Raw genomic sequence first — 12,410 nt, 5'->3', positions numbered from 1 at the left:
GATGGGATTGTTACTTCTATCCTTTTCGTTGTTTCAAAATTGTTATTTCAATCCGGTTGTCAATGGATTTTTGAATCCATTGGCGGAGGAAGATAACAACGCCGCTTATTTAGGTATTCTTGGATTGGCTCCATCATCCTATGGAATCACTGGACAGTTGAAATCCAATGGGTCGGCTGTTGTAGGTGCCGTTGTAAGTGTTGTAAGTCCACAATCGGAATTAACAAGCACTACCGATTCAGGTGGAAGGTTTCACGTCATTGGCAAACCGGGACCAATAGAACTCCAAGTGAACCATTCTGGAACCATTTTTAAAATTGAAATTCTAATCATGCCACCTACAGTAAGTTTGGTTAGCATTGGGAATTCTTCCTATACAGTTTCCAATCTTGAAGCCTATACTTCCACCACCAATGCCCCAGTTTATTTAGATATAGCGAATTCAATACCCTATGATGGAATGTACATTGATTTCACGAATATTCAGGCAATATCTGGAGGATTTATGTTTTCGTTTACAGAAGAATTAGAGGAACCTAGCGACCAATTCCTTTGGGTTGCCGAAAATTTTGTAGTGAATCCTTCGATCACACTGAATTCTCCAGGGCTTATGGGTAGCGCAGTATCCATTATGATTGATTCAGGCACAATCACCGCTAATACAATCTACAACCTAACATTAAATTCTGGAATCAAATCCGTTTCGGGAAAATCACTCAAACCAACAAACATCCAGTTCAGAGTTGGAGTTTTAGCGAATTAACGCTTCAATTCCAATAATTCGATTCATTCATGGAAATATAGATACATTTGAAATTTTGTCTTTTGCTTTTTTAAGTCATTCATCGTTGGGAAAAAAAAATGAAACATAGATTTACAATCCTATTTTATTTAATCTTAATTTCTTTAGTTCCCAACTGTTATTTCAATCCAGTTGTGAATGGAATTTTGAATCCGATTAAGGAAGAAAAAAATAATTCATTCCTTGGTTTACTTGGATTCGGCTCAGCCGGTTCTGACCTACTAATCGTTGGTCAAATCCGTGATCAATTTGGAACGGCATTGCCTGAACTCGTTTTAGTTCCATCCCCCGTTTCTCTTTTATCCAAATCTATTTCACCTTACAGGACCGATACGGGAGGAAGGTTTTATATTCCTTACCAATCAGGTAGGATTAGTTTTGAAGTTTTACAGAATGAATCTACATTTTTCACACTCACGTTAAATGTTTCGGATCCAACGGCCATCACATCAGAGACAAGTGGAGGTCCCGCCGGACTGGAAATTTCCAATTTAGGTACCATAAGCGCTAGTGCACCACCTAGCTTCTTTGAATTGGTGGGTGTATTTGCAGTGGAAGGACAGTCCACATTGGTAAACATTCATAAAACGAATTTGGGAAAATCACCAACAAAATTATTATTAATCTTCGATGAAGCTCCAGCATATGTAGACCCCGAAGACTCATCATGGATTCAAAATTCAGTGGTCATTGCACCCGCGCCGTCCGTCGGGTATGGGCTTCCAGAAGTTGTTGGAAATCAAATCACCATTAGTGGAGCTGAAGGTATATCTTCTACCAATGTAACTACTATTGATTTTACTTCTAATATCAAATCTGTTTCTGGAAAATCACTGACACCTCGAGGAATAAAATTTTGTTATGTGCAAAGTTGTAGTTTTTACTAAAAAATTCGATTCTACGAACTTTTGGATTTCAAAAACTAAATACTTTTTCTTTTGCCAAACTAATCCTTTATTCTGTAAGAGAAATAAATTGAACCACCATCATAGATTATTAAAATTTCCTATTTTTTTTCTGTTTATGGATGTTACTGGGAAATTGTTACTTCAACCCTTTGGTAAATGAATTACTCAATCCAGAAGTAAAGGAAGAAAACACATCCGCCTTACTTGGATTAACCGGTGGTTTTAACAACCAATCCATTGCCGTGAGTATCACAGGCCAAATCAAAAGTTTGGGAGTGCCCGTTTCCAATGCCGGACTCCAGCTAATAGGGCCGTCTTTATCGACACAAACAAAGGCAACCACTTCCACTACAAATACTTTCGGTAGATTTTATCTCAATGTATTTACTGGACCCGTAACCTTACAACTCACTGATATTAGTACCATAGTCAACATACAGCTTGAGGTCACTCCCACATCATTGACGGTGATCTCAATCGATCATTCTGAGTATAAAATTTCGAATTTAGAGGTTTATGATTTGGGCGTAGAGCCACCTACGTATTTGGAATTACTATTTTCTATTCCCTACGATGGAATGTTAGTTGATGAAAATAATATCAATTTGTTTGGCGAAAATTTGACCTTTGCATTTTCCGAAGACCTAGAGATGCCGGGAGACTTATCTACTTGGGCGATAGAAAATGTTTCCATTAGTCCCTCGATTGTTGTATCGACTGCAAGTATCTCGAACAGCGATGCACTCATTTATTTAAATAATGAATTCGATGCGTATACCAATTATACCCTAACGCTGAATTCTGGAATCAAATCTATTTCGGGGAAATCGCTCAAACCAACGACGATCCAATTTAGGGTGGATGATCTAGGGAATTGAGGAGATTTTCGAATCAATTTTTTTCGACTTAACTCTTCAGAATCAGTTCAGAAAACGCCAATACCTTTCTGTTAGGTTAAATTTTTTCTGAATATTCTTGCCAAACTATCCCATTACAATAGAATTTACTTCATAGGAAACATAACCCTATCAGAATGCATTTCCAACTCCAATCTTCTGATATCCGGAGAAAAGACATGAACTTACTTTCAACCCGACGAACCTTGCCAATCATTTTGAGTTTGTGGATTTTTCTTGGAAATTGTTATTTCAATCCGATTGTGAATGGATTTTTAAATCCAATCGAAGATAAAAATAACAATGCATCCCTTGGTATCCTTGGGCTCGCACTCGGAACTACTAACCTTCTGATTACAGGTCAACTTCGAAACTCCTCTGGCGAAGCTATGGTTGGACTAGTTTTATCACTACCAGCTACTTCAAACAATACAAAATCAACTCTACCACCATACACAACTGATTCTGGAGGAAGGTTCTACCTTCCCTACCAATTGGGGAAACTTAGTTTTACGGTAAGTCAAAATGAATCCAAAATCTTTACATTGGTATTGAATGTATCTGGGACAGACAACATTACCTCCGAAGTGACTGACACAGTATCCAATTATGAAATTTCAAACTTAGGAACCATAAGGGCTAACGCACCACCTAACTTTTTTGAATTGGTGAAGGCCTATTATCTAGATCAAGGTATGAATGAAGTCAGTTTGCATAATGCAACTGTAACAAATTATATACCTGGTTTCATTTTTAGATTTTCAGAAGCGCCAATGCCTGGATTAGAAACAGGGCCATTGGTTGAAGAATGGATTGCCCAAAATATCGCAACATCGCCACAGATTTCATTTGATAATTTTATGAATGTATCAGAAAATACTTTAACAATTGCGGCAATGACTTTACCGGGTTCGGTCGAATATGAGTTAACTTTAAAACCTGGAGTACTTTCTGCTACTGGGAAGCTATTAACCCAAAGAACGATTCGATTTAATTATCAATACAATCCTTAGAAGCCTGCTCCTTTTCATCCTTTTTTTATAAAGAAATTTCTTGCCAAACAAACCGGAATTCGGTAATATTAATGTCTTGGTTCTTTTCTCCAAGACAAAGTCTCATTTTCTAAAACCATCACCCTGACTTGTGGAGCCCATTCTTATGAACCGACATCCTAAATTACCAACTTCAATTGTTTTAGTATGTTTATGGTTTTTATTGGGGAATTGCTATTTCAATCCCTTGGTGCAGCCCATAGTCAATCCTGAAATTGATGAGAACGATCCTGTCAGTACGTTAGGAATTGCTGCTGTTCTTGCTGGGCCACGAACTGTCCAAATCACAGGCCAAGTTGTCGATCAATACGGAGTTGCTGTATCAGGAGGAACACTTACTATCGTTAGCCGAACGAATCAGTTAGATGGACTTTCCGATTCCAATACGTTAAACCCAGCAGGCAGATTTTATCTAACCCTAAGTACGGGAGAGACAACCATAAGAGTGGATCAAGCTGGCTCGGAGTTGTTTAGGTTTACAATAACTATTCCCTTTCCTGGAAGCGTAATTGTGAATAACATATCAGCAAGTGGTCCCGATTTGGTAAATTTAGAATTCTATGGGCCAGGTTCTACTCCTGAATATTTCGATTTGGTGACATCAGACCCAACACCTAATTCAGCAGATAACTCACTACCAACATATTTTGAATTTACATTTTCCGAACCTTTGGACACCTCTGTATCTGACCAGGCAGCTTGGATTGCAGCAAACGTAATTTCGTCTCCGTCCATTACGTTTAATACAACTATAAATTTTGCTACAAATCAATTCACACTTACTTATTCATCTGGAATCAGCGTGGGGAATACCTATACGATAATCCTTGGAACTGGAATCAAATCGCAAACTGGAAAGTCATTATCGCCTCGTATCATTAAATTTACCTGTCTTTCACCATGCATGCCTTCCTAATTGAATAATAAACGAGAACCATTTCCTTTACATGCCAATCACCTTGTCCTCCTTAACTCCGACTTGACAAACCAAGCATACCCCATACTCTTTAGCGGTCGTGAATGCACCGTTGAACCAAAGACAAATCTACTTCCATAAAATTCTACTGGCTCTTGCAGTAGCAACTTCCCTACTCTTAACTTCCTTCTGCTCTCCTAATCAGGAAGGAATCGACGCACGCGTAGCCCAAGTTCCCAACCCCAAAGAACTTAGGAATAGTTGGGTGGAAGACAGTGCTGGCGTTTTGAGTGACACAGCATCCATTGACCAGTTGATCAACACCGAAGAGGCGTCTTCGGGATTAGAAATTGCCGTCGTCACTTTGCCGACGATTGAAAGTTATGTGCCAAAAGACTTTGCAGTGGCACTCTTCAACTATTGGAAAATTGGGAAAAAGGGAAAAGATAATGGAATCCTTGTCCTTCATGTCATCGACCAAAGGCGAGTAGAAATTGAAATCGGATATGGACTGGAAGGTGACCTTCCCGATATGGTTGTCAAACGAATCATTGATACTTACACCATCCCCGCATTCAAAGCAGACAATTTTCAAAAAGGGCATCTGGATACAGTGGCTGCGCTAATTACCAAACTGAACCACCCAGAACTAGAAGTGGACCAACTCCTTTCAGAAACAAATACTGTGGCCGTCGCCGATGTTGCCGTAGAAGATACAAATAACCAAACCACATCGGAAAGAACTGACTATTATGATTATCAAAGTAAATCTTATACGCAGCTCAGCGAAGAAGAAAAACAAATTTTAGACAAAACCATTGAAACTTATAATACCACTTCCAATTATTTTTTAAATGATGAAGAATCAAGATTGTTAAATGAAAAATTAAGCGAATCGGAAAGGATCGAAAAGGAAGAAACAAGGCAAAACAAACAATACTTCATCTTTGGTTATATTGCACTTTTTTTAATCTTACATTTGTTACAAAGGGTTGTTGTTTGGATCATTCCTTCTCCCACAGCAAAATACCATTTAGTTCATAAAACAGACTTTCCTTTATTCTATGGTGTCATTATCACTCCGATGGTATTTACCATCACACTTCTCTCTGAGTTTTTGGATGATGCCATCTTCCCTGTTTCGATTTTTTTGACCATTGCCTTTATTGTAGTCTATGCCATCTTTTGGGGTGATTTACGTTTGCAAAAGTTAAGTGCAAGACTTTTGAAAATTAGAAACATTCCCAGAAACTGCAAGAAATGTGGAACTGCGATGATCAAACTTTCGGAAGAAGAGGATAACACCCATTTGTCGAAAGGTCAAATTTCTGAAGAAATTGTCAATTCCATCGATTATGATGTTTGGGTCTGTCCAGGATGTGAGGCCAACTCCATTCTCAAATTCCCCAATATCAGTCCTGAATACATTTATAAAGGCACTTCCTTTCCAAAAATTAAGACCTGCCCGGACTGTAAGTTTGAAACCTTTGTTTGTAAATCCAGCAAAATCCTGAGTGAAGCAACCTATAGTAGTTCTGGATCGGTGGAAGTCAGAAGGACTTGTGCCCACTGCAAACACAGTGCTGTCGAATATGAAACCATTCCCAAAAAACAAAAGAGTAGTTCCGGCGGTTCTTCTGGGAGCGGAGGCGGTGGTGGAAGTTTTGGTGGTGGTTCCTCTGGGGGCGGGGGAAGCGGCGGCAGTTATTAAAAAAGATTCAAACTAGCAGAGTATTTCTAAACCGAAAGAGAAGAAAACAAATATAGTATTTATCCCTACTTAAAAAAGTTCTTCTTTTTCGGAACCAAACATACATTCGCCTATTCGATTTTTATAGCAATTTAGAATATGGTTTATGTTCCGATCGTATCAATCTAGAAACAAACAAGGGATTGTTTCTTTGAAACATAAAATTTACTTTCTGTTGATTTGTTCCTTTCTCAGCACCTCAATTTGGGCCGATGAAAACAGCACTCCCCTCACCATTCACGATAAAAAAGGAAATTGGAATATCCAATGGGGATATAACAGAAGTTACTATACTCAAAGCGATATCAATTTTCGTGGTCCAGGATACGAGTACACTCTCAAAGGTGTTGATGCCAAAGACAAACCCGAATCTTTTAAAGCAGAAGTATATCTAAACCCTTCCAAATTTGAAATCCCACAATACAATCTAAAGGTCAGTTATTTCTTCACCGACAGATTCTTTTTGGCATTTGGCCAAGATCATATGAAGTATGTGGTCACCCAAGGCCAGCCGGTAAAGTATTCGGGTTATATTGACCCTGGAGTGATTGCTAAAAACCAAATGGCTTTGTCTCTAGAATCGGCTGTGTTTATCTACCTGTTTCCCGAACATGTCCAACAGATGGCCGGTTACCATGGTGGAGACCAAACCATTACTTTAACTCCTGATATTTTAAAGTATGAACATACGGATGGTTTGAACTATCTATTTTTAGATTTTGGATGGATCACTCCTCTTTATACTGCGTCCGATGGACTGAGTGGAATTAGTTTGGTTTCCACTATTGGAGCAGGACCAGTCGTATGCCGAAGCGACGTACGCGTGTTAGGCAAAGGACAAAACAATAACTTCCATCTTTCTGGTTATGGTGTTTCTGGATATGTTGCCACTCGTTATGAATTCTCTAGAACTTACTTTATAGAATTTGGTGGGAAAGGTGGTTACATCGACCTCACTGACGTTCTCACAAGTGGTGGATCCAACCGCGCTTCACAAAATTTTGGATTCTTAGAACTTGTCCTCTCGGGCGGGATTGCGATCTAAAAACATCTCTACATTGACTTTGGTTTCGACGGCCAAAGTTTGATCATTTTTGTATCTTATCAATTCGATACCAACGCCATACTGATTCAATTTATTAGATTGATTCTGCATTGTCTTCGATTTGAATAGAAGAATGAATGAATCGATCGTATATGAAATCTCCGTCCAAGCTTTTAAAAAAGGACTCGGGAATTTAATTAAAATTTTAGAAAAAGCAGAAGCCCATTCCGTTGCCAAAAAATTCGCCTTTGAGAACTTACTCAACTCACGCCTCTTCCCTGACCAATTCCACTTAACAAAACAAATCCAAATTGCTTGCGATACTGCTAAACTTTGTGTGTCTCGTATTTCCGGTAAAGATGCTCCCGTTCACGAAGATTCCGAAATCAATTTGGAGGAATTAAAACTTAGAATTGGTTCCGTGATCCAATACTTAGATACTTATAAAGCAGAAGATTTTAAACTAGTTTCCGAAATCAAGGTATCCCAACCGAGATGGGAAGGAAAATACCTAACAGGATTTGAATACCTCACCAATCACGCGATTCCCAATTTTTACTTTCACATAACCACTGCCTATGCGATCCTCCGACACAATGGAATTGAAATTGGGAAAAAAGATTATTTAGGGGAGATGCCGTTTAAAAAATAAAGAATATGAATCAGAAGAATGAATCATATTTTTTAGATTTCCTAGGAGCCCCCGCACAGAGGGCTCTTGTGAATGAACTGGGAATTTCACGATTGGAAGATCTCACTCGTTATTCTAAAAAAGATCTCCTTCGTTTGCATGGGTTTGGTCCAAGTTCTATTCCGAAAATCGAAGAGGCCTTAAAGAAAATGGGAAAGAAACTAAAAGATTAAATTACTCAGCATCGACGATAAGATAAGAAAATATCATTCAATTAAAAGTTTCTGATAAACCTTTTTACCACCGCAGGATTGAATAAACGTAACACAAACAACAACATTCCCTGTAACAAATGAATCAATATAAGAGTTTGGACTGTCTGCGATAACGAACTGAGATTGATTGGGATATTGAGGGTTATTCGGATAATCGGCCAAACTTTGAAATACATTAAATGTATGTGACTTTATTTGTGGATCCAGTTTACACCGACACCCAATGGGAGTTCCTTGGGGCACTGAATTCGTGCTTGGATCAATAAAAACATTTGTATCATAACGATAGAAAATAGGATCTTCCGATTTTAAATAACAGGGGTAGACATTTGCCGGATAGGCATCTGTCGCCGCAGAACAAGCACTCGATTCAGAAAGGATCGGATTCAAATACCCTGGAAATTGTTCATAAAACGATTTTTCTTTTTCCCGTTTTACACAGGAAAAGAATGCTAAGAGGAGAATAGAGATGAAGTTACACGGGTATTTCATGGATTGATAGATCGAAAACTTCTAAATAACATAATTTTGATTTTTATGCTTTAACGAGTAATTTTTTCCATTTTTTTTAAGAAGTACCAAATCACAACTGTTATCTTTTCTGAACCATGGTTTCATAACGTTATTAACGGTAAATTCCAACTTTTTACACAAACTAATGAAAATTAGTTGTATGACACAGATCAGACCATTTACATTATCATTTCTGAATATTACTATATATTTTAGGGGAAAATTTAAATGCGAATCCAAAAACGACTTTTCCTTCTTACGTTTCTAACTCTATTTACAAGCCATTGTGCATTATTACCTCCCGGAAACTCACAAACTGACTTTAGCCTCTTTGCCTTCTTATTCGGATTAGTCGGTGGATCCCCGGGCTCTTCCCAGAACCTAACCCCCGGCACCACCATTGATCTGTCAGGCGATGGAAAACCGGATGGAACTTTGGTAGATTCGGATGGGGACGGGGTATCTGATGGGATCAATCTCACCGGTGGCACAACTCCGAACCTTATTTTAATCGATACCAATGGAGATGGAACTCCGAATGACACTGTAATTGTCGCCATCTTAAACGATACCACTGCGCCTACTCTCACTAGTTCTTTATTAGCTGGCATATTTTCTACAACGCAAACCACAACCTTGACTTGTACAGACAATCGAGCTCCCGGTTCCTTAGTTTATTCCTTAGATGGATCCACTCCCGCTTTCTCCCCAAAGAATGGGATAGTCATCACAACCTCTTCTAAAGCTGTATCTCTTTCTACGGAAGGAACGCATACTCTCAATGCATTCTGTCGTGACCTGGCGGGTAACTTATCCACACCGCTTAGCATGGTTTATACGATCGATACCCAAGTTCCCGCCATCAGCATTGTAAGCCAATCCTCGCTTGCCATCAGTTCCCAAGCGGGAGCCATCGGTACCTCCACTGCCACATGGAGATCCAATCGAACTGGTTCTTTTACTGTCCGCGAAGGGAGTGCTTGTGATTCCGGTACCATAGCTGCAACCGGAACGGCAACAGCAAACGTTGACCAAACATTTGTTCGTTCTCATACACACTTTACTGGTGAAGCTACCAAAACCTATCGCATCTGTGTGACGGGTTCCAATGCTCTGGTTGGATTTGCCTCAGCCTCTTTGCAAAGAGATGATACCGCTTCCGTTGTGTCTGCTGATCCCGGTGCTGGGAGTTATGGAACGGCCACTTCGGTTTCTCTATCCTGTTCAGACACTGGCGGAAGTGGATGTGATCAAATCGCCTATGCCGTGCAAGCGGGTTCTGCACCGGCAAACCCTGCCATCCAAGGAACTACAGGAACCGTAAGTAGTGGAACCTTATACACGTCCGCCATTGGTATGACAGACGGTACTGTCACCTATACAAAGTTTGTGGCTCGTGACAAAGCGGGCAATGTATCGAGTGTACATTCAGCAAATTATACTGTCGATACCCAAGTGGCTACGATCACGGTGAACTCGCATACTGCCGCCATTAATGGATCATCCAATGTCACTCTTAGCTGGCAAAGTAGCAAAGCGGGTAGCTACCAAATTCGATTGGGTGGCTCTAGCTGTTCCACCGGAACCGCACTTACCAATACCGGCTCCAATGCCAATGTAACCGGCAATATCGCTACCACCACGGATACATCCACCACCATTGCCAACTCCCAGTTTGTGGAAGGTGAGAATACCATTCGCATTTGTGTGGCCAACCTAATTGATAGTTTTGGTTCCACCACGCGCACTACAAATAAAGACACAACGGCTCCCGTAGTCACCATGTCCTCTCCGTCTGGCTCCGGCCCATTTACATCAGGAACCCAACTCCAACTCTCCTGTTCCGATACTGGCGGGAGTGGATGCGATAAAATCATTTATACATTAAACGGCACATAACCCACGTTTGACGGAAGTGGAGCGCTAACTAATGGAACAGTGTATGCAACACCAGTCGCTCTTTCCAATGGAAGTAACCAAGTGAAATATTTGGCTCGTGACTTAGCGGGTAACACAAGTAATGTTGGAAACCAAAGTTTCCATGTAGGCCCACCAGATGCTCCTTCTTTTGTGGAGGCACAGGCAGGGGGAACGAGTGCCGTGGTGCAATGGTGGCCAGTCACTGGTGCCACTTCTTACAAAGTGTACTATAGCACAAGTCCTGGAGTGACAACGGCATCGAGTAGTTTTGGGCCTGTAACTGATCCGAATGCGACGGTCACGGGACTGAGTGGTGGGACATTATATTACTTTCGGGTGGTGGCGAGTAATGCAATTGGAAATAGTGCGATTTCTTTATTAGAATCATTTGCATTGACGACTGCTACTCCACCAGGAACAAGTGCTACGGGTACATACATGGATATATCGGCAGGCCTGGGAGGAATACAAACTGAAGCACCAGTAAATATTTTTTTTGACTCAACTAACGAAAAATTATTAATTGTTGGTCAAAGGAATACTAATCCTTTGCTGATAAAATGCGATTTGACTGGTTCAGATTGCCAACATGTAGATATCTCTGCAAACCAAGCTGCCTCATCGGGACAAACTCCTCAAGCAGCAATTGATGTTATTAATTCCAAATTAATAGTAGTCGGACGAAATAATAATAATGAAAGAAAATTGAGCCTATTTAGGTGCAATATCGATGGAACCGAATGTGTTCATAAAGATATTTCCTCAGGACAAGGTCCCGGATCTGGGAGAACTCCAAAAGTAATAATCGATTATATTTTTAAAAAAGTACTAGTGGTAGCTCATAATCTAGCAAATGAGAATAAAATTAGTTTATACCGATGTGATTTAAATATTACCAATTGTGCTCATTTAGATGTTTCAGCTGGACAAAGCTCAAATACTGAACTTTCAATCAGTCTGTTAATTGATTATGTTAATTCAAAACTTTTAGTAGTCTCTCATTTCGCTTCTAATAATGGAAAACCAAGCTTAATTCGATGCGAATTAGATGGAACCTCATGTCTACATATTGATGTTTCTGCGAACCAAGGAAACAATTCTGGTTGGCATCCGAACGCAGTCATAGATTTACCAAACAATAAATTGTTGATTGTTACTAAAAATATTGCAAACAATGGCAAACCCAGCCTTTTTAGATGTAATCTTGATGGATCAAATTGCATTCATAGTGATATTTCTGCTGGTCAAGGGACGGACTCTGGTCTACGACCAACCTTAATTGTTGATACCAATAATCTTAAACTACTAGTGACGACGAGAAATTTTCAAAATGGTAATAAACCGAGCCTATTTAGATGCAACAAGGATGGTTCAAATTGCATTCATAGTGACCTTTCTGCTAATCGTGGGATAGAATCTGGCTTATTACCAAGCTCAATTTTAGATACTAAGCATGGAAAACTTTATGTAGTTTCACCGCAATATTCTGGTTCTGCTACACCCGGCCTCTTTATCTGGTAACATCCCCCGCGCCAGGGATCGATAGGGCTTGGTCTCACCCACTTTGGGTGAGACGGGAGCGTTAAGCGCACCCCGGAGGAGCCCGGTCGGTTTTGGGATACAATGTGAATCACCTAACCAAATTGAGGCGCACAGAACTTTACAACTTATGATTCAAAAAAATAAATCCCAAAGGAATTCA

10 protein-coding genes and 1 pseudogene are annotated in these 12,410 nt (G+C 39.9%); 10 read left to right on the top strand and 1 reads right to left on the bottom strand.

What is annotated here, in order from left to right:
* The first annotated feature begins 1 nt into the window (after position 1).
* The 9 genes from JWG41_RS20100 (at position 2) to JWG41_RS20060 (ending at position 8,233) form a co-directional block, all read left to right on the top strand.
* The gene (locus JWG41_RS20100) at positions 2 to 763 is read left to right on the top strand and encodes a hypothetical protein (RefSeq protein WP_205271270.1); all 762 of its coding nucleotides are present in this window, start codon (positions 2 to 4) and stop codon (positions 761 to 763) included.
* Between the two features lie 98 nt (positions 764 to 861).
* Positions 862 to 1,689 (top strand): hypothetical protein, encoded by an 828-nt coding sequence (locus JWG41_RS20095; RefSeq protein WP_205271271.1) that lies wholly within the window; start codon positions 862 to 864, stop codon positions 1,687 to 1,689.
* Between the two features lie 170 nt (positions 1,690 to 1,859).
* Positions 1,860 to 2,588 (top strand): Ig-like domain-containing domain, encoded by a 729-nt coding sequence (locus JWG41_RS20090; RefSeq protein ID WP_205271272.1) that lies wholly within the window; start codon positions 1,860 to 1,862, stop codon positions 2,586 to 2,588.
* Positions 2,589 to 2,785: 197 nt separating this feature from the next.
* A complete protein-coding gene (locus tag JWG41_RS20085; RefSeq protein ID WP_232374104.1) occupies positions 2,786 to 3,619 on the top strand; it encodes a hypothetical protein in 834 nt (277 codons plus the stop codon).
* A 229-nt stretch (positions 3,620 to 3,848) separates the two neighbouring features.
* The gene (locus tag JWG41_RS20080; RefSeq protein WP_332461319.1) at positions 3,849 to 4,574 is read left to right on the top strand and encodes an Ig-like domain-containing domain; all 726 of its coding nucleotides are present in this window, start codon (positions 3,849 to 3,851) and stop codon (positions 4,572 to 4,574) included.
* Positions 4,575 to 4,674: 100 nt separating this feature from the next.
* Positions 4,675 to 6,285 (top strand): TPM domain-containing protein, encoded by a 1,611-nt coding sequence (locus tag JWG41_RS20075; protein ID WP_205271274.1) that lies wholly within the window; start codon positions 4,675 to 4,677, stop codon positions 6,283 to 6,285.
* Positions 6,286 to 6,430: 145 nt separating this feature from the next.
* Positions 6,431 to 7,369 carry a hypothetical protein gene (locus JWG41_RS20070; protein WP_205271275.1) on the top strand — a complete coding sequence of 313 codons (939 nt, stop codon included), beginning with the start codon at positions 6,431 to 6,433 and terminating at the stop codon, positions 7,367 to 7,369.
* 145 nt (positions 7,370 to 7,514) lie between these two features.
* Entirely contained in the window at positions 7,515 to 8,021 is a 507-nt protein-coding gene (locus JWG41_RS20065) for a DUF1993 domain-containing protein (protein WP_408611797.1), read from the top strand.
* Between the two features lie 5 nt (positions 8,022 to 8,026).
* Positions 8,027 to 8,233: a helix-hairpin-helix domain-containing protein gene (locus JWG41_RS20060; RefSeq protein WP_205271277.1), complete on the top strand. Its 207-nt coding sequence runs from the start codon at positions 8,027 to 8,029 to the stop codon at positions 8,231 to 8,233.
* A 33-nt stretch (positions 8,234 to 8,266) separates the two neighbouring features.
* Here the strand turns inward: JWG41_RS20060 and JWG41_RS20055 are convergent, their stop codons facing one another.
* A complete protein-coding gene (locus JWG41_RS20055; RefSeq protein ID WP_205271278.1) occupies positions 8,267 to 8,767 on the bottom strand; it encodes a hypothetical protein in 501 nt (166 codons plus the stop codon).
* Between the two features lie 249 nt (positions 8,768 to 9,016).
* On the opposite strand from JWG41_RS20055, the pseudogene JWG41_RS20050 reads away from it, so the two are divergent.
* Positions 9,017 to 12,229 (top strand): annotated as a pseudogene (locus tag JWG41_RS20050) (FN3 associated domain-containing protein).
* The last annotated feature ends 181 nt before the right edge of the window (positions 12,230 to 12,410 follow it).

The organism is Leptospira chreensis (assembly GCF_016919165.1).
GTDB lineage: Bacteria > Spirochaetota > Leptospiria > Leptospirales > Leptospiraceae > Leptospira_A > Leptospira_A chreensis.
The sequence above is the reverse complement of the archived record's forward strand: the minus strand, read 5'-3'. Positions and strand labels throughout refer to the sequence as shown.